Here is a 25,255-nt window from a genome sequence, read left to right on the forward strand (position 1 = left end):
CGGGCATAGCGTCAGTGGCAAGCCCCGGTCCGCCTCCCCGCGTCCGGGGCTGCCGAGCTACTCGTCCGACCCACCTGAATCCACCCGGAGGCACCCCATGCCAGACACCCTGTCCGACGAAGACCCGGAGCCCTCTGATCGGTCCCCGGCCGGCCCGCTGTACGTTCCGGTCCGGTCGGGACCATCGGGGTGGGTGACGTGCCTCTTCCGCACAGCTCTCGGCGACCGTACGGCCGTCGGCTTCACCTCCGAACGGCAGTTGATCGCCACGCTCGGCCCGGACCAGGCGTGGATCGGGCTCGCCGAGCCCGCGCTGCGCGCGCTGACGGCACCGCTCGGTGTCACCACCCTCACACTGGATCCCCAGTTCGCGGCACCGGCTCCCGCCCCGGTCGAGTCCGTCGTCCCTGTTCCCGCCTCGCGGATCGGCTGAGGGGACCACACCATGACCACCCTCCACGAACCCTCGATCCCCTCCGGCGCCGACGCCCTGTCCGTGTGGCCCGTCTCCACCGCCGAGCCCCGGCCGGGCGACCTTTCCGTCGGCGGCGTGCCCCTGGCCGAGGTCGCCGATCGCTTCGGCACTCCCGTCTACGTCCTGGACGAGGCCGAGGTGCGTGAACGCTGCCGTACCTACCGGCACGTCTTCCCCGACGCCGAAGTCCTGTACGCGGCCAAGGCGTTCCTGTGCCGGGCGATGGTCCACTGGATCGACGAGGAGGGACTCGGACTCGACGTCTGCTCGGCCGGCGAACTCGAACTCGCGGTCACCACCGGATTCCCGCCGGACAGGGTCGTGCTGCACGGCAACGCCAAGTCTCCGCGCGATCTGGAGACGGCCCTGCGTCTCGGGGTCGGCCGTATCGTCATCGACAGCCCGTCGGAGATCGCCCGGCTGGCCGCGGCGGTCGGGGCCGGCGGCCACCAGAGGGTGATGGTTCGCGTCGTGCCCGGGATCAGCGCCGGCGGCCACGAGAAGATCCGCACCGGCACCGAGGACCAGAAGTTCGGTCTGTCCGTCTCCGACGGGTACGCGCAGCACGCCATCGCCCGCATCCTCGACCAGCCACAGCACCAACTGACCGGCCTGCACTGTCACTTGGGCTCACAGATCACCAGCGTCAAGCCCTACCTGGCCGCCGTACGGCGCCTGGTGGGCCTCATGGCCCGCCTGCACGAACAGCACGGCCTGGTCCTGCCCGAACTCGACCTGGGCGGCGGCCACGGCATCGCCTACCGGCCCGGTGAGCCGGCCTTGGATCTGCCCCTGCTGGCCCGCAAGGTGCGTGCGGAGCTGATCGAGGCGTGCACGGCAGCGGGGCTCACCGTGCCGCGCCTCATCATCGAACCCGGACGGGCGATAGCGGGCCCGGCGGGGATCGCGCTCTACCACGTCCTCGCCGTCAAACGCACCGGCTCACAGACGTACGTCGCCGTCGATGGCGGCATGAGCGACAACCCCCGACCTGCCCTGTACGGCGTCCGGTACGCGCCCCGTCTCGTGGGCCGGCACAGCACCGCCGCCCCGACCCCGGTGACCGTGGTGGGCCGTCACTGTGAGGCGGGCGACGTCGTCGCCGCCGAGGTCGGCCTCCCCGCCGACATCCGTCCCGGAGACCTGCTCGCCGTCCCGGCCGCCGGCGCCTACCACCTGTCCATGGCCTCCGGCTACAACCTGGTCGGCCGCCCACCGGTGGTTGCCGTGGACGACGGCCACGCTCGGCTCCTGATCCGCCGCGAGTCCTTGGAAGACATCCGCAGCCGCGACGTCGGCCTGTAGCCGGCGGGGCATCCCCGCCCCGCCTCAGGAGGAGAGACGGCCCGGCCCTCGTCCGGAGGCGCCGTGGTCCGGCACCCTCGTCCCCCCCCCCGCAGACCCTCCGTAAGGTTCGTCCACCAGGTCGAATGTTTCGGGCGCGGGCTACTTGCCCTCACGTCGGCGCCGACATCCCTCAATCCCAGCCCTCGCAGTAGCAGTTGGCGGCAGATTCACCACGTACAAGGGGTTGCCAGCGTTTGGCAGCTGTCTCTAGGGTGCGGCAACGACGCAGCTTTCTGGATCAACTCCGAAACTTTCGATCCAGTGGACGGCCGAGGACGGGCCGTCCCGTACCCAAGGAGCGCATGATGGGCGACCCGGGACTGTCCCGCCGCGGCTTCCTCGCCACCTCCGCCGTGGCCGGTCTGAGCATGACGGCACTGAGTGGTTGCGGTGGCGACGCGGACGGAGGGTCGTCGGACGGGACGACCACCATCGAGTGGTGGAACATCTCCACCACCGAGCCGGCCAAGAGCGTCTGGGCGGCGCTTGCCAAGAAGTTCGAGGCCCAGAACCCCAAGGTGAAGATAAAGATCGTCCAGCTGGAGAACGAGGCCTTCAAGTCCAAGATGACGGCGCTGACCGCTTCCGGAAAGCTGCCCGACATCTTCCACACCTGGGGCGGCGGCGTGCTCAAGCAGCAGGTCGATGCCGGGCTCGTCGAGGACCTCACCGACCGGACGAAGGACTTCGCCGGCGGCCTGCTGCCGGTCGCGAAGGAGCCGTACCTCCTCGACGAGAAGGTGTACGGCATCCCGTTCGACATGGGCATGATCGGGTTCTGGTACAACAAGGCACTCTTCAAGGACGCGGGCATCACCGAGCCGCCGACGACTTGGAGCGGCTTCCTCGACGCCGTACGCGAGCTGAAGGCGAAGGGCACCACCCCCCTGGCCCTGGCCGGCAAGGAGAAGTGGCCCGGCATGTACTACTGGGCCTACCTCGCGATGCGCACCGCCGGTGCCGCCGCCGTGCAGAAGGCCTACGACGACAAGGACTTCACCGACGACGCTTTCGTCCAGGCCGGTCAGCACCTCCAGGAGCTCGTCGACCTCCAGCCCTTCCAGAAGGGCTTCCTCGGCGCCGCTTACTCCACCCCCACCGGTCAGGCCGCGGCCGTCGGCAACGGTAAGGCGGCGATGGAGCTCATGGGCCAGTGGGCGCCCGTCGTCCAGGCGGACTCCGGCAAGGGCCTCGGTGACGACCTCGGCTTCTTCCCGTTCCCCACGGTCGAGGGCGGCAAGGGCGCGATCACCGAGGTGTTCGGCGGGGGCGGCGGACACGCCCTGCGCAGCGGGGCGCCGCAGGCCGCCGTCGACTTCCTGAAGTTCTTCGCCTCCGAGGCCACGGACGTGGAACTGGTCAAGAAGACCGGGGTCCTGCCGGTGGTGCCGGCGGCCGAGAGCGCCCTCACTGACCCCAACATCAAGGCCGTACAGGCACAGTTGAAGGGCGCCACCGGCTTCCAGCTCTATCTCGACCAGGCGTACGCGCCCGCCGTCGGCCAGGAGGTCAACGACAGCGTGGCCGCGCTCATCGCCGGGTCCAAGTCCCCCCAGCAGGTCACCGAGTCGATCACGCAGACCGCGAAGGAAGAGCAGTAGCCGGCGATGACCTCCACGTTCCTGCCGGACAAGCGGACCGGCCCCGACGGTCCCGACGCCGACGTTCCGCCCCCGTCCGCCGCCGCGGCAAGAGGGCGGGCCCGGCGGCGCGCGCTGCACTGGCTCACCGCGGTCGCGTTCCAGGTGCCCGCCCTGGTGCTCTTCCTCGTCCTGGTAGTGCTGCCGATCCTGTTCGCGCTGTACGCGGCCTTCTTCCGCTGGGGCGGCTTCGGCATGCCCTCCGACTACATCGGCACCGACAACTTCACCCGCCTCTTCGAGGACCCTGTCTTCCTCGGGGACCTGTGGCGCTGCCTGCTCCTGGTCGCGCTGTCGGTGGCCGTCCAGCTGCCGTTCGCGCTCGCCATGGCCGTACTGCTCAACCAGAGGCTGCGCGGCCGGGCCGTGTACCGGATGCTGTTCTTCGCACCGTACGTGCTGTCCGAGGCCATCACGGGCGTGCTGTTCAGCATGATCTTCGCCCCCGACGACGGCTTCGCCGACCACCTCCTGGGCTACGTCGGGCTGGACGGGCTGGGCGGGGAGTGGTTCGCCGACCCGTCCACGGTGATGGCGACGCTCTTCCTGGTCATGACGTGGAAGTACTTCGGCTTCCACATGATGCTCTACCTGGCCGGACTCCAGTCCATCCCCAGGGAGCTGACCGAGGCCGCGCTGATCGACGGCGCGAACGCCTGGCAGCGCTTCCGCAGCGTCACCCTGCCGTTGCTCGCGCCCACCCTGCGCATCAGCGTCTTCCTGTCGGTCATCGGGGCGATCCAGCTCTTCGACCTGGTGTGGGTGACCACCGCGGGCGGCCCCGACCACCACTCCGAGACCATGGCCGTGACCATGTTCCAGTACGGCTTCAAGCGCTACCAGGTCGGCTACGCCAGCGCGATCAGCGTGGTCATGTTCGGTATCAGCCTCGTCTTCGCCCTCGCCTACCAGCGGTTCGTGCTCCGCCGAGACCTCCAAGGGGCCACCACGACGATGAGGGGAGACGCCAAGTGACCGCCAGGCCTGGCAGGAAGACCGGCAGGAAGAACCTGCCCCTGCACGTGATCCTCGTCCTGGTCGGCGCCGTGATGGGCCTGCCACTGCTGTACGCCGTCCTGTCCGGCTTCAAGTCCACCGACCAGCTCTCCCGCAACCCGGTGGGGCTGCCCGACCCGTGGGTGTTCTCCAACTACCGCGGCATCCTCGGGTCGGGGGACTTCTGGCGGCTGGTAGGCAACAGCACGCTGATCGCGGTGGCGACGACCGTGCTCGTGGTCGCCGTGTCCGCGCTGGCCGCGTTCTCCTTCGCCCGATTCGCCTTCCGTGGCCGGGAGTTGCTGTTCACGCTGTTCACGATGGGGCTGATGTTCCCGTTCGCGGTGGCGGCCCTGCCGCTGTTCCTGCTGCTTCGCTCCATGGGGCTGCTCGACAACCCGCTGGGCGTGATCCTTCCGCAGGCCGCCTTCGGGCTGCCGATGACGATCATCATCCTGCGCGGCTTCTTCCGGCAGATCCCCGGTGAGCTGGAGGAGGCGGCCACGCTGGACGGGTGCGGACCGCTCGGGTTCTTCTGGCGGGTCCTGCTGCCCATGGCGCGTCCGGCGCTCGGCACGGTCTCGGTCCTCGCCGTCGTCACCAGCTGGAACAACTTCTTCCTGCCGCTGCTGGTCTTCACCGACTCGACCTGGTGGACCCTGCCGATCGGCGTCCAGCAGTTCCAGGGCCAGTACTCCGCGGACTACGCCCGCGTGTTCGCCTACCTCGTGCTGGCCATGGTCCCCGCCCTCGCCTTCTACTCGGTCGCCGAGCGCCAGCTCGTCGGCGGCCTCACCGCCGGCGCCACCAAGGGATGACGCGCGCAGGCGGACGTACGGCTCGACACACCACCGATCCGTGAGGAGTCGCACCATGCGCAGTACGACCACCCGCTCCCGCACCCGGCTCAGACTCGCCGGGGCCCTCGCCGCCGTGCTGGTCGCGGCCGGCGTGGCCACCGGCCCGGCGGCGCAGGCGGACGAACGGCACGGCAAGCAGCCCACCCTCGCCGAACTGGCCCAGCGCCACGGCCGCTACTTCGGCAGCGCCACCGACAACCCCGAGCTCGTCGACGAGCCGTACAAGGCGATCCTCGGCAGCGAGTTCGACCAGATCACGCCGGGCAACGGCATGAAGTGGTACGCCACCGAGCCGCAGCAGGGCGTGTTCGACTTCACCCAGGGCGACGAGATCGTGAACCTCGCCCGCGCCAACCACCAGAAGGTGCGCGGCCACACCCTCGTCTGGCACAGCCAGCTGCCCGGCTGGCTGACCGACCGCGAGTGGACGGCGACCGAGCTGAGGGCCGTACTGAAGAAGCACATCCAGACCGAGGTACGCCACTACCGGGGCAAGGTCTTCGCCTGGGACGTCGTCAACGAGGCGTTCAACGAGGACGGCACCTACCGCGAGACGATCTTCTACAAGACGCTCGGCCCCGGCTACATCGCCGACGCCCTGCGCTGGGCCCACCAGGCCGACCCGAAGGTGAAGCTCTACCTCAACGACTACAACATCGAGTCGATCGGCCCGAAGAGCGACGCCTACTACAACCTCGCCAGGCAGCTGAAGGCCAAGGGCGTCCCGCTCCAGGGCATCGGCCTACAGGCCCATCTGGCGCTCCAGTACGGCTATCCGACCACGCTGGAGGACAACCTCCGCCGCTTCGCCAGGCTCGGACTCGACACCTCGCTCACCGAGGTGGACATCCGGATGATCCTCCCCGCGACGGAGGAGAAGCTGGCCCAGCAGGCCGAGTGGTATGCGGACCTGACCGACGCCTGCCTCGCGGTGCGCCGGTGCGTGGGCATCACCATCTGGGACTACACCGACAAGTACAGCTGGATTCCGGCGTTCTTCGAGGGCGAGGGCGCGGCCCTGCCGTGGGACGAGCAACTGAACCCCAAGCCGGCGTACTTCGCGCTGCGGATGGCGTTGAAGTAGGTACCCGCTACGGTGCGTGACCGGCCCCGGACGCACGTCGGGGCCGGCTCGCAGTCAGGGTCTGCGACCGGCCCCTGGGGGTACGCCGGGCGCCCGTCGCGCCGCCCGGTGGTGCGGGCCTGACCGGCGTGGACCGCCGGCAGGCGTTACGCGGCGGTCATCACCTTGCCGGTGCCCAGCGGACGGTGCGGGGCGATGATCTGGCCGTCCGGCAGGAGCTCACCGGTGTCCTCGAAGAGCAGAACACCGTTGCACAGCAGGCTCCATCCCTGCTCCGGGTGGTGCGCCACAAGACGGGCGGATTCCCGGTCGGCGGAGTCGGCTGAGGGGCACGGTGGCTGGTGCTGGCACATGGAAGGGATCTTTCGCTCTGTCGTGATGTGTGAAGTGACTGTGGTGGTGTCTGTTTCGCGGCGTGAAACTTCGTTCATGGCCGCCCCCCGTTAGTGATTGGTCGGTCGGAACCCAGTGTTGCCCCACGGGCGTCAATCCGCAGGGATTTCGCAGCACCGCTTCTCACAGGTTGATGACGCCTCACTCGCGCGGACGGTTCACCCCAACTCCACGGTCACTTCGGATGGTTCTACGTGGTCGGATGGGGCTAGTCCGGAGGTCGGGGGGCTCGCGGGGCTCATTCGAGCGCATTCTCGCTCGTACGAGTTATTTACGGTTCGTGCGTGCGTGTTTTTCGTTGTCCGACCCGAGCCTAATCCCACCGCCCTGATTCCACCGCAAACACCGCCGTGCCCCGCTGCCGGAATCGGGCAGCGGGGCACGGAGCCGTTCGCGCGGGGAGCTGTCAGGCGGGCGAGCCGAGCAGCGGAGGCAGCGGAGCCGGGGTCGCCCGATGCGTGAGCACCGGGAGCAGCTCGGCGACCCGGTGCGGCACATGGGCCGCGATGCCGGGCGGAGCCGGAGCCAGCGGCACGAGGATGTCCCTGCCGTCGGGGTGCCCGGTGGCGCCGTCCGCGGCGCAGTCGCCGTGCAGCCAGAGGGTCAGCATGTACAGGCCGGGGAACGACAGCAGGCGCGGCTGGTAGGCCTGCGTGATCGTCTCGGCCTGGCGCAGCGCCCGCTCGGTGGAGGCGATGTAGGGACCCTCGAAGAAGTGCGAGAAGGCCCAGCCGTCGGGCGTCAGCCGGGTCTCGGCCGCGGCCACCGCCCGGTCGCCGTAGCGGATCAAGAAACGCCAGCCGGCCAGCCGGGTCGCGGACACACCCGCCGGGGTGATCTCGTCCACGACATGGACGGGCAGCGGGAGTTCGGGTGTCGCGGGCCCCTGGGCGGCGCGCAGGGAGGGAGTTCGGGCCTCGAGGACCGCGGTGGGCGAGCCGAGCGCGGTGAGGACGGAGCGAAGGGCGGGCGCGGGAGCCGGGGGGACATGCAGCGGCATGGTGGGTCGCCTCTCTCATTCGACAGGCACGATGGCGCGAGGGCGGGGCGGGGGCGGACGGCGCTGTCAGCTCACGAAGGTCAGAGAGGCGGGGCCGGGGTCTGGGGGTGAGAGGTGCGGGTGAGGCCTGTCGTACGTCACCTGGACGGCAGGTCCTGGACCGCGGGCGCCAACCCTCTGCCTTGATTGCGGAGTTTATACGACGAGTGTTCAGACGGTGTTTCATCTAACCGCTTTTGGTGAACCCGGCAAGGGTCCATTCGGTCGGCGTTATGCGGGAATCATCCCGATTCCTGGCCGGCCGCGCGGCGATGACCTCGAAAAATGCCCCGGCTGCGGTCGGCCAATTCTCGTCGGCGTTTTTCACGAGTTCGTGAGCCGACCGAAACTGCACAGTGGTCCATGCCTGGTGAATGTGCCGCCGGTCACGTCCGACAGCCTAGCGGGCGCCGGCCTCGCGCGGGACGTTATCGATCGCTTCGGCTGGGCATCATCCCACCTGACCCGGGAGACCGGCGGCCCGGTCTTCGGTCCGCCCATCCGAGGAGGGAAGCTTCGATGGGGGAGAAGGTCGTGGCAGGTCGGTTCGATCTGTCCGATCGCCAGCGCTACCGCCACAAGCTGCGGCAGTGCCTGACGGGCCTGGAGCGGCTGCTGGAGGCCGAGCGGTTCGACCGCCCCAAGAACCTCATGGGGCTGGAGATCGAGTTGAATCTCACCGGCGCCGACGGCATGCCGAGAATGTTGAATGCGCAGGTACTCGAGCGGATCGCGAGCCGTGACTTCCAAACAGAACTCGCCATGTTCAATCTGGAAGTCAACATAGCCCCACATCGATTGCAGGGGAGGGTATTCGACCGGCTCGCCGAGGAACTCCGTACGTCGCTGGCATATGCCGACCGAAAAGCGGGTGAGCTCGACGCGGGAATCGTGATGATCGGCATTCTGCCGACCCTCGACCGCGACGACCTGGTCTCCTCGAACCTCTCCGACGTCGATCGCTACGCCCTCCTCAACGACCAGATCGTGGCCGCCCGCGGCGAGGACTTCACGCTCGACATCGACGGCGTGGAGCATCTGACGTGCACGTCGAAGTCCATCGCGCCCGAGGCCGCCTGCACCTCCGTCCAACTGCACCTCCAGGTCACCCCGGGCCGCTTCGCCGACGTGTGGAACGCCGCCCAGGCGGTCGCCGCGGCCCAGGTCGCCGTGGGCGCCAACTCGCCCTTCCTCTTCGGGCGGGAGCTGTGGCGCGAGTCCCGCCCGCCGCTGTTCCAGCAGTCCACCGACACCCGCCCGCCCGAACTCCAGGCCCAGGGCGTGCGGCCGCGCACCTGGTTCGGGGAGCGGTGGATCTCCTCGGCGCACGACCTCTTCGAGGAGAACCTCCGCTACTTCCCGGCCCTGCTGCCGATCTGCGACGAGGAGGACCCGCTCGAGGTCCTCGACGCCGGCGGCGTACCCAAGCTCGCCGAGCTCGTCCTGCACAACGGCACCGTCTACCGCTGGAACCGCCCGGTCTACGGCATCGCCGACGGCGTCCCGCACCTGCGCGTGGAGAACCGCGTACTGCCCGCCGGGCCCACCGTCACGGACGTGGTCGCCAACGCGGCCTTCTACTACGGCGTCGTCCGCGCCCTCGCCGAGGAGCCGCGGCCGGTGTGGACCCGGCTGCCCTTCGAGGCGGCGGCCGCCAACTTCGACGCGGCGTGCGAACACGGCATCGACGCCCGGCTGCGCTGGCCCCGGCGGGGGCGGTACGGCGGGACGGCCGAGGTCGACGCGGTGAGCCTCGTACGCGACGAACTGCTGCCCCTGGCCGAGGCCGGCCTGGACGCCTGGGGAGTCGAGCCGGCCGACCGGGATCTCTACCTGGGCGTCATCGAGGAGCGGTGCCGCCGGCGCATGAACGGGGCGTCCTGGCAGTCGGCCACCTTCCACCGGGCCCTGGAGTCCGGGCTGACCCGAGAGGCGGCACTGGCGGCGACGACCCGCCGGTATCGCGAGCTGATGCACCGCGGGGACCCGGTGCACACCTGGCCGGTGGGGTTGCTGGAGCCGGTGCCGCTGGGGTGACGGCCGCGGCGGTTGCCGGGGCAGGTCCCGTACCCCCGCCTGCCCGGGCGTCAGCCCTGCCTGCCCGGGGTTCCTGCCCCCGCGATCACATGCAGGTTTCGCCGCCGCCTTGAGGGCGGGAGCCAGGTCGGGGAGGCGGCCGGGGGCAGCCGCACCGGTTCGTCCCGGCAGGAGGAGCCGAAGGCGAGCAGCCCGCCCGAGGGGCGCGTCGGCGGGGGGCGATGCCACCCGCCCCATACTGATCGGGCAAGCTGTGACGTCCCATGACGGTGGTGCCCCTCCCTGTTGCCCTGCTGAACCTCGTGCCGGAGTCCGGCCGTATGGCAGGCACAGGGGCGGTACGCGGCGGGATTACTCAACTGGAGGCAGGTGTGCAGGGCGAGGCAGGCCCCGTGGCCGATTCTTTTCCGCATGAGCGGCCCTCGCGACGGACGTTCCGCGATGAGACGCTGCTCGTTCTGGGGCTGTCACTCGGTGCGAGTGGTGTGTCCGCCCTGATCAGTTTTGTCGGATCGGTCACCAAACCGGGGGGCCTCAAGGACCAGGCGGCCACTCTCAACGCCTCGGCCGCGCCGGGCCGCCCCTGGCTGGATCTCGCCTGGCAGCTCTTCGGGATCACCACCGCGCTGGTCCCCGTCGCCCTCGTCGCGCACTTCCTGCTGCGCGAGGGAGCGAGCCTGCGCACCCTCGGCTTCGACCGGACCCGCCCCTGGCCGGACCTCGGCCGTGGCGCGGCGATCGCGGCGGTGATCGGGAGCACCGGAATCGCCTTCTACCTGGCCGCCCGTGGGCTCGGCTTCAACCTCACCGTGGTGCCAGAGGCGCTGCCCGACGTGTGGTGGAAGTACCCGGTGCTGATCCTGTCCGCCTTGCAGAACGCGATCCTCGAAGAGGTCATCGTGGTCGGCTATCTGCTGCGCCGGCTGGGCCAGTTGGGCTGGACGCCGGGCACCGCACTGGTGGCCAGTTCCGTACTGCGCGGCTCGTACCACCTCTACCAGGGCATCGGCGGGTTCATCGGCAACATGGCGATGGGCGTGGTGTTCGTGTACCTGTACCGGCGCTGGGGTCGGGTAGGTCCCCTGGTCGTGGCGCATTCCCTGCTCGACATAGGGGCGTTCGTGGGATACGCGCTGCTGGCCGGGAAGGTGGGGTGGCTGCCGACGGCGTGAGCCGCTCCGAAGGGGGCGTACGACGGCTTCGTACGCCCCCTTCGCCGTGCCGGCCGCCCCGTCTAGGTGACCAACTCCCCCTCGATGACGGTCACCGCGCTCCCGCTCAGCAGGGTGCGGTCGCCGCGCAGCTCGGTGCGGACGCGGCCGGAACGCGGCGAGGCCTGCAGGCCGGTGAGTTCGGCCCGGCCGAGGCGCTCGGACCAGAAGGGGGCGAGGGCCGTGTGGGCGCTGCCGGTGACCGGGTCCTCGTCGATGCCGACGTTCGGGAAGAAGCAGCGGGAGACGAAGTCGTAGCCCTGGGCGGGGTCCTCGGCGCGGGCGGTGGCGATGATGCCGCGCTCGGAGTAGGCGCCGAGGGCCTTGTGGTCGGGGGTCAGTGCGCGGACCGTCTTCTCGTCGGCGAGTTCGATGAGCAGGTCGCCCACGTTCGGACCGGTGTCGAAGGCGGCGAGCGGCTCGGCGCCGAGGGCCTTCGCGACTCCGTCCGGCACCTCGACCGGTGTGAGCGGGGCGGTCGGGAAGTCGAGCGTGAGGGAGCCGTCCTCTCGGGGCGTGGCGACGAGGACGCCACTGCGGGTGGCGAACCGCACGGGCCCCTCATGGGCGCCGGTGCTGTGCAGCACATGGGCCGTGGCCAGCGTGGCGTGCCCGCACATGGCCACCTCGGCGACCGGAGTGAACCACCGCAGCGCCCAGTCGGCCTCCCCGCCCTCGTCCAGCCGGTGCGCGAACGCCGTCTCGGCGTGATTGACCTCCATGGCCACCTTCTGGAGCCAGTCGTCCTCCGGGAAGGCGTCGAGCAGCAGGACCCCGGCGGGGTTGCCGGCGAAGGGACGGTCGGTGAAGGCATCGACGATTCGAATCCGCATGCCGCCGACGCTAGGGGGTGCGGGGAGGGGGCGGCCAAGGCCAATTCGGGGGTGCTGGACCGATTTCGGTGCCCGGCCACAGGAAGGGAGGGCCGTGATCTGCGGCAGCCTACGGCCGCGTACCGAGGGTGTGGTGGATCGCGGAGGCGACGTCGTGAGCCGTGTGGGTGGGCTCGTAGGAGTCCTGTGTCCAGGGCCGTCCGTCCGTCACCCACACACTGCGCAGTCCGAGTGCGTCGGCGCCGGCGATGTCTGCGTGCGGTGAATCGCCGATGACCCATGCGCCGGAGAGGGAGGCGCCGACGGCCGCTGCCGCCGCCCGGAAGATCTCCGGGTCGGGCTTCTTGTGGCCGACGGCTTCGGAGACGACCCAGCCCTGGACGAGTCGGTCGAGCCCGGTGTTGTGGATCTTCGCTTCCTGCTGGGCGGTGCGGCCGTTGGTGACGATCACGCAGGTCCAGCCGTCGGCCCGGGCGTTCACCAGCGCCCGGCGGGAGGTGGGCGCCAGGCGGACGCGGTCGGCGGCGCCGGTGTCGAGCAGGGTGCGGACGGCGGTGGCCGGCACGACGTCCCCGTAGCGGTCGGTCATGGCATCGGCCAGCTGGTCGCGGGCGGTATAGCCGCCGGCGTCCGTGGCCATCAGCCACGTGAGGTCCGAGGCGGGCAGGCCGTGCCCGGCGAGGAAGTCGGCGGCGGCGCGACGGAAGGCGGCGTCGCGGTCGACCAGCGTGTTGTCGAGGTCGAGCAGCAGCAACGGCATGGCCGGCAGTAGACCACGGACTCAGCTCCCTCGGCTCCCTTGCCCGGCTCCCTTGTCATGCGAGCTATCCCGATATATCGTTGAGGCATCGCGACAGATCAACGATGGAATGGAGTGATTGCGATGCGTTCCCACGGATTCGAGCGTGGACACGGTGGGCACGGCCACCACGGCCGAGGTGGCTTCGAGGGGCTTCGCGGCGCCTTCGGGCCCTTCGGGCCGGGTGGCGGCCCCGGTTTCGGTGGGCCTGGATTCGGGCCCGGGCCCTGGGGGTCGAGGGGTGGTCGAGGCGGGCCGCGAGGGAGGGCGCGGCGCGGTGATGTGCGCGCCTCGATCCTCGCCCTGCTGAAGGACCGCCCCATGCACGGCTACGAGATGATCCAGGAGATCGCCGAGCGCAGCGGCGGGGCATGGAAGCCCAGCCCCGGCTCGGTGTACCCCACCCTCCAGCTCTTGGAGGACGAGGGCCTGATCGCCAGTGAGACCGAGGGTGGCAAGAAGCTGTTCTCGCTCACCGAGGCGGGCCGCGAGGCGGCCGGGGCGGGGCCCGAGGCGCCCTGGGAGGAAGCCTCCCGCGGCGTCGACTGGGAGGCCCTGGGGGAGATCCGGCAGGCCGGCTTCGGTCTGATGGAGGCCTTCGGGCAAGTCTGGAAGACGGGCAACAAGGAGCAGCGCGAGAAGGCGCTCGCCGTCATCAACGAGTCCCGCAAGAAGCTGTACCTGATCCTTGCCGACGAGGACTGAGGCGAGGAGTGGGAAGAGCCGGCGGCCTCCCCGCCGTGGCTGAGGTCGCCCGTGAGCGAAGGCGCCCCGTGGAGTGATCCGCGGGGCGCTTTCGTGTGCGCCGTACGGGCGTTCAGGCCACCAACCCCGCCAGCTTGCGCAGCGACTCGTTCAGTGCCGCCGTCGCCGAGTCCTTCAGCTTGCCCGCCATCAACGACACGGCCGCACCCGTGAACTCCCCGTCGATCCGTACGGCCGTGGCGGCGTCCCCGTCCGGAGTCAGCGTGTAGCGCGTGGCCACGGTCACCGCCATCGGCCCCTTGCCGCGGATGGCGAGCACCCGCGCCGGTTCCAGTTCCTCGATGGTCCACTCGACCTCGGCCGGGAACCCCATCAGCTTCATGTTCTCCTGGAAGGTCGCGCCCACTTCGAGGGCCGTGGGGCCGCCGCCCGGGAAGCTGGTGTGGGTGGCGTTCCACTGTCCGTACACCGACCAGTCCGTCAGCTGCGCCCAGATCTTCTCCGCCGGCGCCTCGATGCGTGCCTCCGCGCTGACTTCGGCCATGCGACCACCCCTTCGTGTCGGGCTACGGTGTCGCGGAACGTAGCCGCGGGGCGTGGAACATTCAATACTGATGAACCGTCAGGAAATGTGGAGACGTCGGCTCAGCCCACCAGCCGTATCACCGCCGCGTCGAACAGATCCCACGCGCGCGGGAACCCGCTCTCGTCGTGGCAGTGCCACGCCTCCCAGAACAGGTCGGCGAGCAGGGCGTCCTCCGGCGCGTACACCCGGTAGACGTACTGCCTGCCGTCGACGGCGGGCAACGCCACCAGCCAGCACCTGCGCTCCATGTCCCTGTGGGACGTGCGACGGAGCGCCATGGTTGCGTACGGGGGGCACGGCAAGGCGGCGCGCGCCCCTCGGGGTCGTTCGGCCTGATCTCATCCGTAAGGAGGAGATTCCGGCCACCGGAGTCCACTCTGTGTGGGACGCGAGAATGCTTCCCCTCGGGGATGACTTGGCTCGAAGTGGTTGATGGGGTGGGGGTGTGCAACCCCGTATTCCCCGGCAGTCGGCCCAGGAGCCGGACTGCCGGCGCCCGGACGCCGCGGCGGACGATGCCAGGCTCAGCGACGAGCTGGCAGCGGTGATCTCCGGTGCCCGCCGCCGGGCGGTCAGGGACGGGGACCGGCAGATCGACACGGCTCATCTGCTGCACTCGCTGCTGGAGCGCGATCCGGACGTCTACGCCGTCTTCGGCGACGGCCCCCGGATCGCTCGCCTGCTCGGCTACCTCGTACAGCGCAGCATCGGCTACGGCCTGCGCTGGCAGGGCACGGTCGAGGACTCCGGCGCCGTCCCCGTGGTGCTGGACGGCGAAGGCTTCTCCCCGCTGGCGGCGAGCGCCATGGAGCACGCCTGCCGACGCGCCGCCCGGCGTGGCGATCCACGGGCCCGCGGTATCGACCTGCTCGCGGCGATCGTGGCGGACCCGCAGGCACGCGCCGTGGAGGTGCTCGCCCGCGCCGGCATCGACGCGAACGTGGTGCATGCCCGCATCGACGAGCGCCGTCACGAGTACGCCGCCGACGGCGAGACGGCCTGCTAGGCGCCGCCCCCGCCACGCGCTGGGCCCGGCCCTGGCGGCCCGGCGCGCCGACTCCGCCCCGCCGCCCCTGTCCACTCGGCGAGACAGGTGTCATCGGGGATGACGCTCATGTCATCGCCTGTCATCATGTGCCGGTGCGTATGTCTGAGAGCAGTCAGGTCGGCCGCGGCAAGGGCGTCGGGCTCGGTCTGGCGGTCGGGTCCGCGGTCGCCTTCGGCGGGTCGGGTGTCGCCGCCAAGCCGCTGATCGAGGCGGGGCTCGACCCGCTCCATGTGGTGTGGCTGCGGGTGGCCGGTGCCGCCCTGGTGATGCTGCCGCTCGCCGTGCGCCACCGCGGGCTGCTGCGCAGCCGCCCCGCGCTGCTCGCCGGGTTCGGCCTGCTCGGCGTGGCCGGTGTGCAGGCGTTCTACTTCGCCTCGATCTCCCGGATACCGGTCGGGGTCGCGCTGCTTGTCGAGTACTTCGCCCCCGCCCTCGTGCTCGGCTGGGTGCGGTTCGTGCAGCGGCGGCCGGTGACGCGTGCCGCCGCGCTCGGCGTGGTCCTCGCGGTCGGCGGCCTGGCCTGTGTGGTCGAGGTCTGGTCGGGACTGAGCTTCGACGCCGTCGGCCTGCTCCTCGCGCTCGGCGCGGCCTGCTGCCAGGTCGGCTACTTCGTTCTGTCCGACCAGGGCAGCGACTCCGGTGAGGCGGCGCCCGACCCGCTCGGCGTTATCGCGTACGGCCTGCTCGTCGGCGCCGCCGTCCTGACCGTCGTCGCCCGTCCGTGGAGCATGGACTGGTCGGTCCTCGCGGACACCGCCGACATGAACGGCACCCCGGTCGCGGCCGCCGCGCTGCTGGCCTGGATCGTGCTGCTCGCCACGGTCGTCGCCTACGTCACCGGCGTGCTCTCCGTACGCCGGCTCTCACCGCAGGTCGCCGGAGTCGTGGCCTGCCTCGAAGCGGTCATCGCCACCGTCCTCGCCTGGTTCCTGCTCGGCGAGCACCTCTCGGCGCCGCAGATCATCGGTGGCGCGGTCGTCCTCGTCGGGGCGTTCATCGCGCAGTCGTCCGCGCCCGCGAAGGGCTCCGCCGAGCCGGTGGCGGGCGCAGACGCCCGTACGGAAACCGAGTTGTCGGCCCGGGAACCGGCGACCTAGGCTGCGAGCCATGCACTGCGGCACCTTCATCATCTCTCCGCCGGCCGTCTGAGGCGGGCCCTCCGGACACCACGCCCCGGGGACGGCACGGGGACCGAACCCCACGTCCCGCCGGGCGTGACGGTGCTGCCCGCAGACGAAGTCCGAGGACCTGACGCGCCCCGCGCGAGGTCCGTTCCCGAACTTCCGCGCGGCCGCCGCTCTCCGGGGCGCCGCCGCGCGTCTGCGGAGAGAAGTCGTGTCGAATGCTTCCGGCCTGCCCGTTGGGCGAGGCCTTGTCTATCTGATCGTCGCCGGTGCCGTCTGGGGGACGGCCGGCGCCGCGGCCTCGCTGGTCTACCGGTCCAGTGACATGGGGCCCGTCGCCCTGTCCTTCTGGCGCTGTGCGGCAGGGTTCGTCCTGCTGCTCGGCGTCCATCTCCTGCGCCCCCGCATCCGGCGCGTCGCATCCGAACCACTCGGGCGCAGGGTGCTGCGCAGCGCGGCGACCGGCCTGGGGCTCGCCGTGTTCCAGGGCGCCTACTTCGCCGCCGTCTCGACCACCGGGCTCGCCGTGGCCACGGTCGTCACCCTGGGCACCGGTCCCGTCCTGATCGCGCTCGGCGCGCGGTTGACCATGGGGGAGCGGCTCGGACTCGGGGGCGTCGTCGCCGTGGCCGGCGCCCTGCTCGGACTGGGGGAGGTCGTGCTGGGGAATTCGGGCGCGACGGTACGGCCGCTGGGGGTGCTGTTCGCCGTGATGTCCGCAGGCGGACAGTGCGCGGTGACGCTGCTCACGCGGCGTTGGGGTCGCGGCGGCGGGGCCGACGCCTCGGCCACGGCCGTGGGGACGTTCGGTGCGGCCGCCTTGTGCCTGCTGCCGCTCGCCCTGGGCGAGGGACTGCTGCCGCACATCGCCGAACCCGCCCGGGTGTTGCTGTTGCTGGCCTACATCGCGGCGATCCCCACGGCCCTCGCCTACGCCCTCTACTTCGCGGGCGCGGCCGTCGTACGGTCCGCCACCGTCTCCGTGATCATGCTGCTGGAGCCGGTGAGCGCGGCGGTGCTCGCCGTCGTCCTGCTCGGTGAGCACCTCACCGCGGCCACGATCGTCGGCACCCTGCTCATGCTGGGGTCGGTCGTGTGGCTGGCGGTCGCGGAGGCACGGGGCGCAGGCAGGCAGGAGGAATCGGTGCTCGTCTGAGCCCGTGGGGCCCTGTCTCTTCGCAGGGCCCCACGCTCAGGCTCCTCCCCGTCTGAGCAGGTGCTCGCGGGCCGCCGTGTCCCCCGGACCACCGCGCCTCGCCAGCTCGGCCGCGATCCGGTCCCGCACCGGTGCGGACCGCTTCCCGGCGTACTTGAACTTCGCCCGCACACCGGTCACTTCGAGCCGAAGTCCCCGAATCCCCGACAACATCCGCCCATACGGCACCTCGCGCACCGCCACCCGCGCGGAGCCGCCCTCCGGCTGGAAATGGCCGACCTGACGGTTGAGGAGGGCGGCCTTCTCCGCCGGGTCGTCCACCGGACGGGCCCGGCAACGGAGTTGGACGGCCGCGTAGAAGCTCGTGGGCGTGCCGTGTTCGGGCGGGCCGTCCGGGTCGGCCTGCCAAGGGCCGGGCACGTACACATGGTCGTCGACCACGCTCAGCACCACCTCGGGGTTGGCCAGCAGCGCGGGCCACAACGGGTTGGGGCGGGCCAGGTGCGTCACGGCCTCACCGCGCTCGGCGTCGTACGCGAAGTGCAGCGGCTGGACATGCGGCGGCTCGCCGTCCCGCCCGTTGACGACGAGCTGCCCGAAGTCGTGGTCGCCCAGCCACGCCTGCCACTCCCCGTCGTCGCGGGGCGCGTCCCAGGGGTGGATCAGCATCACAGGGCTCCGAGGTAGTCGGGGAGCTCGGTGCCCGGGGCCAGGCCGGGGTCCCCGACGGGCGTGTCATAGCCCTTGCGCAGGGGGACGACGCCCGCCCAGTGGGGGAGGGCGAGGTCCTCGGGCTCGTCGTTGACGCCGCCCGTGCGGAGCTTGGCGGAGACCTCGTTCAGGTCGAGGCGGATCACGGCGGTGGCGGCCAGCTCCTTCTTGTTGGCGGGGCGGGAGTCGGCCGACCGGCCCGGCACCACGTGGTCGACCAGGGCGTCGAGCGCGACCCGCTTCTCCTCGGGGTCTGTCACGTCGTACGCGAGGCCGTGCACCACCACGGACCGGTAGTTGATGGAGTGGTGGAACGCCGAGCGTGCCAGGATGAGCGCGTCGACATGCGTGACCGTCAGACACACCGGCAGCCCCGGGTCGGCCCGGCCGGTCATCCGCAGCGGGCGCGAGCCCGTCGAGCCGTGCACGTAGAGCGTCTCGCCGACCCGGCCGAACAGCGTGGGCAGCACGACCGGCGTGCCGTCGCGCACGAAGCCGAGATGGCAGACGTAGGCCTCGTCGAGTATCGCGTGCACCAGTTCCTTGTCGTACGACGCCCTGTCCGGGGAGCGCGTGGGGACGGTGCGGTCGGTCGGCGAGTAGGCGGCGGGCGGCGACGTCGGCTGCGGGGTCCCCTGCATTGCGCTCTCCATTGCACTAGTGCATAATGTGGTTTGTGCTAGGAGGATATCGGATCGAAGGGCGACGTGCAGCCGAGATCGCGGCGAGCGTCGAGCGCGCGGTCGGGTCCGGGGAACTGGAACCGGGTCAACTGCTGCCACCCATGAGGGAGTTGGCGGTCGAACTGGGCGTGAATCCCAATACCGTCGCGGCCGCGTATCGCATCCTGCGTGAGCGCGGGGTGATCGAGACGGCGGGGCGACGGGGCAGTCGGGTGCGGCCCAGGCCGGCCACGACCGGGCGCGAGTCCATCCGGGTGGACGTACCGGAGGGCGTACGGGACGTGGCGACCGGCAACCCGGACCCGCTGCTGCTGCCGCCGTTGGCCAAGGCGTTCGCGGCGGCCGCCGAACAGAACGACCGCGCGCCCGTCATGTATGGGGACGAGGCCGTGGAGCCGGAGTTCGCGCGCATCGCGCGGGCCGCGCTCGACGTCGACGGCGTCCCGGACGGGCCGATCGTCGTCACCTCCGGCTCGCTCGACATGATCGAACGGGTCCTCGCCGCCCATCTCAAGCCCGGCGACGCCGTCGCCGTCGAGGATCCCGGATGGGGCAGCCTGCTCGACCTCGTCCCGGCCGTCGGGCTGCGGACGGCTCCTGTCGGCGTGGACGACGAGGGCCCGCTCCCGGACGACGTGCGCCGGGCCCTGGAAGCCGGGGCGCGCGCCTTGATCGTCACCGATCGGGCGCAGAATCCGACGGGCGCGGTCCTGAGCGCCGCACGCGCGCGTGCCCTGCGATCCCTGCTGAAGGACCACCCGGACGTCCTGCTCATCGAGGACGACCACGGACACGGCATCGTCGACCTGCCCCTGCACGCCCTGGCCGGCGTCACCCGTCACTGGGCGTTCGTCCGCTCGGCCGCCAAGGCGTACGGCCCCGACCTGCGGCTCGCCGTGTTCACCGGCGACGCCGTCACCGTCGACCGGGTCCGAGGCCGCCAGCGCCTCGGCCCCGGCTGGGTCAGCCGCATCGGTCAGCGGGCCCTGGCGCGACTGTGGGCCGACGGCGCCGTCGACCCGAAGGCGGTGTCAGCGGCGTACGCCACCCGCCGGGACGCGCTGATTGCCGCGCTGGCGGAGCGAGGCATCACGGCCCACGGCCGCAGCGGGCTGAACGTGTGGATCCCGGTGCCCGACGAGACGGGCGCCGTGGCCCGGCTGCTGCACGCCGGCTGGGCCGTAGCACCAGGCGCCCGCTTCCGCATGAGTGCGCCGCCTGGGATCCGCATCACCATCGCGACGCTCGGTGCCGACGAGATCGCCCCGCTGGCAGACGCGGTGGCGAAGGCGGTTGGCTCAGCACCGCCGAGGGGTTACGTCTAGACAGGGGCGGGTGCAGCCAACCTGCTTCTTGGGGGCGCGGGGAACTGCGCGACCAGCCACAATCGGCCCGCAGCCGCCAACACTCCCCGCCCCCACCCCACTAGGCGCCCCGCTGCACCTGAGTGAGCGCCGCCCCCACAAGAACGACCACCGCACCCACCGGCGTCGACCAGCTCAGAGACTCCCCAAGAACAGCCACCCCCGCAGCCGTCGCGATGACCGGAACGAAGTACGTGACCATCTGAGCCGTGGTCGGCCCCACCTCGGCGACCAGCCCGTACTGCAGCAGAACCGCGAGCCCCGTACCGAGCGCGCCCAACGCCACGATCGCGAGCAGGGGCAGCACCGGCAAGCTGCTCGGCACGGACGTGAACACCGGTGTCACAACGGCCAGTTGCACCGTGGCCAGCAACAACTGTGCCCCGGTCAGCGACAGATGCGACTCACGGGACCCGGCCAGCGTACGCCGGACGTATATCCAGCCGATCGGGTAGCTCAACGAGGCCAGCAGTGCCATCGCCGTCCCCGTGGCATCCAGCCCATGAAAGCCCTGCCACGCCCCGAGCACCGTCAGCACGCCGAGGAAGCCGATGCCGAGACCCGCGACCCTGACCCGCGTCGGCCGGTCCTCGGAGAGGGCGACCAGGGACAGGGCCATGCCCCACAGCGGCGAGGTCGCGTTGCAGATGCCCGCGAGCGTGGACGGGATCGTCAGCTCTGCGTACGCGAACAACGAGAACGGCAGCGCGTTGAGCAGAAACGCGGCGACCGTGAGATGCCCCCACGTGCGGGCCCCGCGCGGCAGCCGCTCCCGCTTCACCGCCATCGCGGCCGCCAGTACGGCCGTACCGAACACCAGCCGCCCGAAGGTGACTTGGAAGGGGGCGTAGCCGTCGGTGCCCACCTTGATGAGCAGGAAGCTGAAGCCCCAGATCAAGGAGAGGGCGGCGAAGCGCAGACGCCAGTCGAGGCGGGCGCGGGGGAGCGGGCGGGCGGCGGCTTCGGCCGGGTTGCGGGACGCGGTGGCGGTGGTCATGGCAGCAACGATGGTGCAGCCAATCTCGTAGCACAATCGAGATTTCGCACGTGATACCTCGTAGTATTGCTTATATGTTGAATCTGGAGCGCCTGCGCACCCTCGACGCCCTCGCCCGCCACGGCTCGGTCAGCGGCGCGGCCGAGGGGCTGCACATCACGACGTCGGCCGTGTCGCAGCAGATGTCGAAGCTGGAGCGGGAGGTCGGCCAGCAACTCCTCGCCAAGAACGGCCGGGGCGTACGGCTCACCGACGCGGGCCGGCTGCTGGCCGAGCACGCGGCGCGCATCCTGTCGCAGGTCGAGCTGGCCCAGTCCGACCTGGAGGCGCAGCGCGGGAAGGTCGTCGGCGAGCTGCGGCTGGCCGCGTTCCCGACGGGCGCCCGAGGGCTGTTCCCGGCCGCGCTGTCCGCCCTGCGCACGGCGCATCCCGCGCTGCGCGTGCGCAGTTGCGAGCTGGAGCCGGAGAGCGGCATCGCCGGGGTGATCCGCGGCGACCTCGACCTGGCCGTCGTGCTCGACTGGTACAACAAGCCGATGGCACTGCCCGAGGGCCTGGTCAAGGCGCACATCCTGGACGATCCGGCCGACGTGGCGATGCCCGCGGGGCACCGGTTCGCCGACCGGGACGAGGTGGACCTCGCCGAGTTCGCCGAGGACGAGTGGATCACCTGGGGCGAGGGAGAGTTCTGCCACGAGTGGCTGATGTTCACGCTGCGCTCCAAGGGCATCGAGCCCCTTCTCGGCCACCGTGCCCCCGAGACACACACCCAGCTGGCGCTGGTCGCAGCCGGACTCGGCGTGTGCATCGCGCCGCTGCTGGGGCGGCACCCGATGCCCGCGGGGGTCGTGACCGTGCCGCTGAAGCAGCGGGTGCGGCGCCATGTGCACGTCGTCTGGCGAGCCGACGCCGACCGCCGACCGTCGATCCGGGCGGCGGTGCGGGCGCTGCAGGAGGCGGGGGCGAACGTCTCCTGACGCCGGCTACAGCGCGCCCAGCTTCCGGAAGTCCCAGGACACGATCTTCTCGGGCGTCAGCCGCACCCACGCGTGCCGGCCGTCGTGCGGCATCTCGTCGAGGCCGAAGTTCTTGCGCGCGAACAGCGTCTCGGGGACGTCGAGTTCGGCGCGCAGTTCGCCGACGCGAGGGCTCTCGCCCACGAACTCGACGGTCCCGGACAGCTCGACGCCGCGCAGCTGCTCGTACTCCTCGCCCGTGTCGATCACGACGGCGACCCGCGGATCGCGCCGCATCTCGGCCCACCGCTTGCTGCGGACGACCGAGTACAGCCACAGCGAGGTGCCGTCCCAGGCGAACCACAGGGCGCTGACATGCGGGAAGCCGTCGGCGGACACCGTGGCGACCCGGCAGGTGCGCTGGCTGGTGAGGAACTCGTCCAACTCACCGGGCGTCATCATGATCTTCCGGCCCCGGCGCTGCTCAGTGACGGTCATGCGGCCCCCTCTTCTCTCACGTCGTGTCAGAGGAGAGATCCTCTGACATCACGTCAGAAAAGGATGGGTCGTCTTCCGTCCACACGCAATGGTGGTTCCGTCCTCACCCGAAGGTGGCTACGCTCGCCGGCCCACGCCGCCGTCGGTCACAGGGGGACCCATGCCGTCGTACGCCGAACTCAGCGACCTCCTCGACCCCGCGAGCACCGTCCTGCTCACCGTCGAGTGCCAGCAGGGCGTCGTCGGACCGGACAGCGCGCTGCCCGAACTCGCCGAGCAGGCCCGCTCCTCGGGCGCCCTCGCCAACGTCGCCCGGCTGGTCGCGGCCGCCCACGCCGGCGGCGTCCAGGTGGTCCACGCGGTCGCCGAACGCCGCCCCGACGGCCGGGGCGCCAACCGCAACGCCCGCCTGTTCCGGGCCGCCGCACGGCTCCCCGTCCAGCAGCTGTCCGGTTCGTCGGCGGTCCGCGTGGCGGCGCCGATCGAGGTCGCCGAGGAGGACCTCGTCGTACGACGGCTGCACGGCCTGTCCCCGATCCAGGGCACCGATGTCGACGCCCTGCTGCGCAACCTCGGCTGCCGCACGCTGATCGTCACCGGCGTCTCGGCCAACGTGGCGATCCCCAACGCCGTCTTCGACGCCGTGAACCGGGGTTACGTCGTGGTCGTGCCCCGGGACGCCATCGCGGGGGTGCCCTCCGACTACACCCCCGCGATGATCCGCCACACCCTCGCATTGGTCGCCACGGTCGCGACCACGGACGAGGTACTGGACGGCTTCAAGCGTCCGCGTCAGGTCAGGCGAGGGTGATCGAGTCGCCCGCCACGCTGATCTGCTTGGCCTCCAGCGGCTCGGTGGCGGGCCCCTTCTTCACGCTGCCGTCGAGGACGGAGAACTGGCTCTTGTGGCAGGCGCAGGTGATCGTGTCGCCCTGCAGGTCCGTCATCGGACACTTCTGATGGGTGCAGATCGTCGAGAAGGCCTTGTAATCGCCCGCCGTCGGCTGCGAGACCACCACCTTCTCGTCGCTGAAGACCTTGCCGCCGCCCTCCGGGATGTCGCTGGTCTTCGCGAGCGCCGCACCGCCGGCACCGGCTTCGGGGGACGAGCCACCCGCTTCGGTGCTCGCACCGCCACTGGTGGCGCCCTGTTCGGTGGACGAGCCGGACGCGTCGTCGTCCGACCCGCACGCGGTCAGCGCAACGGCGAGCCCCGCCGAGCCGACCGCCGCCACGACGGTACGGCGACTCGGGCCCGACACCGGCTGAACTGATTCGCTGGTCATGCTGACGTTCCTTCCACGGATTCTTGATCTGGCGAGAGGTACGGTCCTTCGGGACCGGCTGTTCAGATGCAGTCGAAATCCTGGCCCGCCCCGGTGAAGAGGTGGGTAAAGCGGAGCTGTCGGTTCACTGTCCGGTGCTGTCGATGTGCTGTCGGCGCAAACCCGCCGCCGCCCGCCCGGGCCGTCCCGTGCCCGCCTCCGCGCCAGTAACCTGGGGCGATGCTCAAGGAAGTCATCGCGACCCGCTTCATCACGCCCCTGCGTGAGGGCGGCTCGCTGCCGGGGCTCGTCGAGGCCGACGACTTCGGGACGTACGTCATCAAGTTCACCGGCGCCGGACAGGGCCGTAAGACGCTGGTCGCCGAGGTCGTCTGCGGTGAACTCGCCCGCAGACTGGGCTTCCGGGTGCCCCGCCTGGTGACCGTGGAGCTCGATCCGGTACTGGGGCTCGGCGAACCGGACCAGGAGGTGCAGGGGCTGCTCAAGTCCAGCGGCGGCACCAACCTCGGCATGGACTTCCTCTCCGGAGCGCTCGGCTTCGACCCCCTCGCGTTCGAGGTGAGCCCCGAGGACGCCGGCCGGATCGTCTGGTTCGACGCCCTGGTGAACAACGTCGACCGCTCCTGGCGCAACCCCAACCTGCTGATGTGGCAGGGCGAGTTGTGGCTCATCGACCACGGCGCGACCATGATCTGGCAGCACAACTGGCCCGGGGCACAGGCTTCGGCGGCTCGCCCGTACGACGCCTCCGACCACGCCCTCGCCTCCTTCGCGCCGGATGTGCGGGCAGCCGCGGCCGAGTTGGCGCCGCTGGTCACCGAGGAGTTGCTCGCCGAGGTGACCGCCGAGATCCCCGGCGTGTGGCTGGCGGACGAGCCGGGGTTCGAGTCGGCGGACGCACTCCGGAGGGCGTACGCGCAGCCACTGGTCGCACGGGCCGCCGTCATCCATGAACGCATCGAGGGGATCAAGTGAGCGAGCGCACCCTGGGGACCCGTTCCCGCACGCAGGACGTCTTCGAGTACGCGCTGCTGAGGGTCGTCCCGCGCATCGAGCGCGGGGAGTGCCTCAACGCGGGCGTGCTCGTGTACTGCCGCGCCCGGTCCTTCGTCGCCGCCCGGACCCACCTGGACGAGACCAGGCTTCGGGCGCTGGACCCCGATGCCGACCTCGCCGGGGTGCGGGCCGCACTCCGTGCCGTCGAGGGCGTCTGCGCGGGCGGCGACGCGGCCGGGCAGGCCGGGGCCGACGACGCCGGCCGGCGCTTTCGCTGGCTGATCGCGCCCCGCTCCACGGTCGTCCAGCCGGGGCCCGTGCACACCGGGCTCACGTCGGATCCGGCGGTCGAGGCGGAGCGGCTGCTCGATCTGTTGGTGAAGTGACGGATCGGGTTACGGATCAGGTAATGGATCACATGCGTGCGGTGG

Annotated in this window: 28 protein-coding genes; 17 read left to right on the top strand and 11 right to left on the bottom strand. The window is 70.9% G+C overall.

Annotation, left to right across the window (positions count from 1 at the left end; translation table 11 throughout):
* The first annotated feature begins 193 nt into the window (after positions 1 to 193).
* From ACTMVF_RS31470 to ACTMVF_RS31495, 6 genes are all read left to right on the top strand, one after another.
* Positions 194 to 433 carry an SAV_915 family protein gene (locus ACTMVF_RS31470; RefSeq protein WP_441274478.1) on the top strand — a complete coding sequence of 80 codons (240 nt, stop codon included), beginning with the start codon at positions 194 to 196 and terminating at the stop codon, positions 431 to 433.
* A 12-nt stretch (positions 434 to 445) separates the two neighbouring features.
* Positions 446 to 1,780 carry a diaminopimelate decarboxylase gene (gene lysA, locus ACTMVF_RS31475; protein ID WP_441274479.1) on the top strand — a complete coding sequence of 445 codons (1,335 nt, stop codon included), beginning with the start codon at positions 446 to 448 and terminating at the stop codon, positions 1,778 to 1,780.
* Positions 1,781 to 2,127: 347 nt separating this feature from the next.
* Positions 2,128 to 3,423: an extracellular solute-binding protein gene (locus ACTMVF_RS31480; RefSeq protein ID WP_441274664.1), complete on the top strand. Its 1,296-nt coding sequence runs from the start codon at positions 2,128 to 2,130 to the stop codon at positions 3,421 to 3,423.
* A gap of 6 nt (positions 3,424 to 3,429) precedes the next feature.
* On the top strand, positions 3,430 to 4,437 hold the full coding sequence (locus ACTMVF_RS31485) for a carbohydrate ABC transporter permease (RefSeq protein ID WP_441274480.1): 1,008 nt from the start codon (positions 3,430 to 3,432) through the stop codon (positions 4,435 to 4,437).
* Between the two features lie 74 nt (positions 4,438 to 4,511).
* Entirely contained in the window at positions 4,512 to 5,276 is a 765-nt protein-coding gene (locus ACTMVF_RS31490) for a carbohydrate ABC transporter permease (protein ID WP_441274665.1), read from the top strand.
* A 55-nt stretch (positions 5,277 to 5,331) separates the two neighbouring features.
* A complete protein-coding gene (locus ACTMVF_RS31495) occupies positions 5,332 to 6,402 on the top strand; it encodes an endo-1,4-beta-xylanase (protein WP_441274481.1) in 1,071 nt (356 codons plus the stop codon).
* Positions 6,403 to 6,548: 146 nt separating this feature from the next.
* Here ACTMVF_RS31495 and ACTMVF_RS31500 read toward each other — a convergent pair whose 3' ends face one another.
* Positions 6,549 to 6,755: a DUF5999 family protein gene (locus tag ACTMVF_RS31500; protein ID WP_030053671.1), complete on the bottom strand. Its 207-nt coding sequence runs from the start codon at positions 6,753 to 6,755 to the stop codon at positions 6,549 to 6,551.
* Between the two features lie 446 nt (positions 6,756 to 7,201).
* Positions 7,202 to 7,795 (bottom strand): hypothetical protein, encoded by a 594-nt coding sequence (locus tag ACTMVF_RS31505; RefSeq protein WP_441274482.1) that lies wholly within the window; start codon positions 7,793 to 7,795, stop codon positions 7,202 to 7,204.
* Positions 7,796 to 8,353: 558 nt separating this feature from the next.
* Here ACTMVF_RS31505 and ACTMVF_RS31510 point away from each other — a divergent pair.
* Positions 8,354 to 9,871, top strand: a complete 1,518-nt coding sequence (locus tag ACTMVF_RS31510) for a glutamate--cysteine ligase (RefSeq protein ID WP_441274483.1) — start codon at positions 8,354 to 8,356, stop codon at positions 9,869 to 9,871.
* A gap of 371 nt (positions 9,872 to 10,242) precedes the next feature.
* Positions 10,243 to 11,043, top strand: coding sequence for a CPBP family intramembrane glutamic endopeptidase (locus ACTMVF_RS31515; RefSeq protein WP_441274666.1), 801 nt, complete (start codon positions 10,243 to 10,245; stop codon positions 11,041 to 11,043).
* Between the two features lie 62 nt (positions 11,044 to 11,105).
* Here ACTMVF_RS31515 and ACTMVF_RS31520 read toward each other — a convergent pair whose 3' ends face one another.
* Both ACTMVF_RS31520 and ACTMVF_RS31525 read right to left on the bottom strand, forming a co-directional pair.
* Positions 11,106 to 11,915 carry a PhzF family phenazine biosynthesis protein gene (locus tag ACTMVF_RS31520; RefSeq protein ID WP_441274484.1) on the bottom strand — a complete coding sequence of 270 codons (810 nt, stop codon included), beginning with the start codon at positions 11,913 to 11,915 and terminating at the stop codon, positions 11,106 to 11,108.
* Between the two features lie 109 nt (positions 11,916 to 12,024).
* Positions 12,025 to 12,675, bottom strand: coding sequence for an HAD family hydrolase (locus ACTMVF_RS31525; protein ID WP_441274485.1), 651 nt, complete (start codon positions 12,673 to 12,675; stop codon positions 12,025 to 12,027).
* A gap of 123 nt (positions 12,676 to 12,798) precedes the next feature.
* On the opposite strand from ACTMVF_RS31525, the gene ACTMVF_RS31530 reads away from it, so the two are divergent.
* A complete protein-coding gene (locus ACTMVF_RS31530; protein WP_441274486.1) occupies positions 12,799 to 13,419 on the top strand; it encodes a PadR family transcriptional regulator in 621 nt (206 codons plus the stop codon).
* 112 nt (positions 13,420 to 13,531) lie between these two features.
* On the opposite strand, the gene ACTMVF_RS31535 is transcribed toward ACTMVF_RS31530, so the two are convergent.
* Positions 13,532 to 13,963 carry a type II toxin-antitoxin system Rv0910 family toxin gene (locus ACTMVF_RS31535; protein WP_441274487.1) on the bottom strand — a complete coding sequence of 144 codons (432 nt, stop codon included), beginning with the start codon at positions 13,961 to 13,963 and terminating at the stop codon, positions 13,532 to 13,534.
* A gap of 101 nt (positions 13,964 to 14,064) precedes the next feature.
* Positions 14,065 to 14,253 carry a hypothetical protein gene (locus ACTMVF_RS31540; RefSeq protein WP_441274673.1) on the bottom strand — a complete coding sequence of 63 codons (189 nt, stop codon included), beginning with the start codon at positions 14,251 to 14,253 and terminating at the stop codon, positions 14,065 to 14,067.
* Positions 14,254 to 14,450: 197 nt separating this feature from the next.
* Here ACTMVF_RS31540 and ACTMVF_RS31545 point away from each other — a divergent pair, with 197 nt between their 5' ends.
* From ACTMVF_RS31545 to ACTMVF_RS31555, 3 genes are all read left to right on the top strand, one after another.
* A complete protein-coding gene (locus ACTMVF_RS31545; protein WP_441274488.1) occupies positions 14,451 to 15,011 on the top strand; it encodes a Clp protease N-terminal domain-containing protein in 561 nt (186 codons plus the stop codon).
* A 140-nt stretch (positions 15,012 to 15,151) separates the two neighbouring features.
* Entirely contained in the window at positions 15,152 to 16,150 is a 999-nt protein-coding gene (locus ACTMVF_RS31550; protein WP_441274489.1) for an EamA family transporter, read from the top strand.
* Between the two features lie 238 nt (positions 16,151 to 16,388).
* On the top strand, positions 16,389 to 17,333 hold the full coding sequence (locus tag ACTMVF_RS31555; RefSeq protein WP_441274490.1) for a DMT family transporter: 945 nt from the start codon (positions 16,389 to 16,391) through the stop codon (positions 17,331 to 17,333).
* A 36-nt stretch (positions 17,334 to 17,369) separates the two neighbouring features.
* Here the strand turns inward: ACTMVF_RS31555 and ACTMVF_RS31560 are convergent, their stop codons facing one another.
* A complete protein-coding gene (locus tag ACTMVF_RS31560) occupies positions 17,370 to 18,002 on the bottom strand; it encodes an FMN-binding negative transcriptional regulator (protein WP_441274491.1) in 633 nt (210 codons plus the stop codon).
* Positions 18,002 to 18,685 carry a pyridoxamine 5'-phosphate oxidase family protein gene (locus ACTMVF_RS31565; protein ID WP_441274492.1) on the bottom strand — a complete coding sequence of 228 codons (684 nt, stop codon included), beginning with the start codon at positions 18,683 to 18,685 and terminating at the stop codon, positions 18,002 to 18,004. Before ACTMVF_RS31565 ends, ACTMVF_RS31560 begins: the two co-directional genes overlap by 1 nt.
* 35 nt (positions 18,686 to 18,720) lie before the next feature.
* Between ACTMVF_RS31565 and ACTMVF_RS31570 the strand changes: the two genes are divergently transcribed.
* Positions 18,721 to 20,052 carry an aminotransferase class I/II-fold pyridoxal phosphate-dependent enzyme gene (locus ACTMVF_RS31570; protein ID WP_441274493.1) on the top strand — a complete coding sequence of 444 codons (1,332 nt, stop codon included), beginning with the start codon at positions 18,721 to 18,723 and terminating at the stop codon, positions 20,050 to 20,052.
* A gap of 100 nt (positions 20,053 to 20,152) precedes the next feature.
* On the opposite strand, the gene ACTMVF_RS31575 is transcribed toward ACTMVF_RS31570, so the two are convergent.
* The gene (locus ACTMVF_RS31575) at positions 20,153 to 21,088 is read right to left on the bottom strand and encodes a DMT family transporter (RefSeq protein ID WP_441274494.1); all 936 of its coding nucleotides are present in this window, start codon (positions 21,086 to 21,088) and stop codon (positions 20,153 to 20,155) included.
* A 74-nt stretch (positions 21,089 to 21,162) separates the two neighbouring features.
* Between ACTMVF_RS31575 and ACTMVF_RS31580 the strand changes: the two genes are divergently transcribed.
* Positions 21,163 to 22,065 carry a LysR family transcriptional regulator gene (locus ACTMVF_RS31580; protein WP_441274495.1) on the top strand — a complete coding sequence of 301 codons (903 nt, stop codon included), beginning with the start codon at positions 21,163 to 21,165 and terminating at the stop codon, positions 22,063 to 22,065.
* 6 nt (positions 22,066 to 22,071) lie between these two features.
* Here the strand turns inward: ACTMVF_RS31580 and ACTMVF_RS31585 are convergent, their stop codons facing one another.
* Complete coding sequence (locus tag ACTMVF_RS31585) at positions 22,072 to 22,542, bottom strand: pyridoxamine 5'-phosphate oxidase family protein (protein ID WP_302002262.1); 471 nt, start codon at positions 22,540 to 22,542, stop codon at positions 22,072 to 22,074.
* A 160-nt stretch (positions 22,543 to 22,702) separates the two neighbouring features.
* On the opposite strand from ACTMVF_RS31585, the gene ACTMVF_RS31590 reads away from it, so the two are divergent.
* Complete coding sequence (locus tag ACTMVF_RS31590; RefSeq protein WP_441274496.1) at positions 22,703 to 23,353, top strand: cysteine hydrolase; 651 nt, start codon at positions 22,703 to 22,705, stop codon at positions 23,351 to 23,353.
* Here ACTMVF_RS31590 and ACTMVF_RS31595 read toward each other — a convergent pair.
* Positions 23,340 to 23,828: a Rieske 2Fe-2S domain-containing protein gene (locus ACTMVF_RS31595; RefSeq protein ID WP_441274497.1), complete on the bottom strand. Its 489-nt coding sequence runs from the start codon at positions 23,826 to 23,828 to the stop codon at positions 23,340 to 23,342. The two genes, ACTMVF_RS31590 and ACTMVF_RS31595, sit on opposite strands and share 14 nt — an antisense overlap.
* Before the next feature lie 219 nt (positions 23,829 to 24,047).
* Between ACTMVF_RS31595 and ACTMVF_RS31600 the strand changes: the two genes are divergently transcribed.
* Positions 24,048 to 24,803 (top strand): HipA family kinase, encoded by a 756-nt coding sequence (locus tag ACTMVF_RS31600; protein ID WP_441274498.1) that lies wholly within the window; start codon positions 24,048 to 24,050, stop codon positions 24,801 to 24,803.
* Positions 24,800 to 25,210, top strand: a complete 411-nt coding sequence (locus tag ACTMVF_RS31605) for a DUF3037 domain-containing protein (RefSeq protein WP_441274499.1) — start codon at positions 24,800 to 24,802, stop codon at positions 25,208 to 25,210. Before ACTMVF_RS31600 ends, ACTMVF_RS31605 begins: the two co-directional genes overlap by 4 nt.
* Positions 25,211 to 25,255 lie beyond the last annotated feature (45 nt).

This window comes from Streptomyces sp. SD31, assembly GCF_052068475.1.
In the GTDB taxonomy this organism is placed as follows: domain Bacteria; phylum Actinomycetota; class Actinomycetes; order Streptomycetales; family Streptomycetaceae; genus Streptomyces.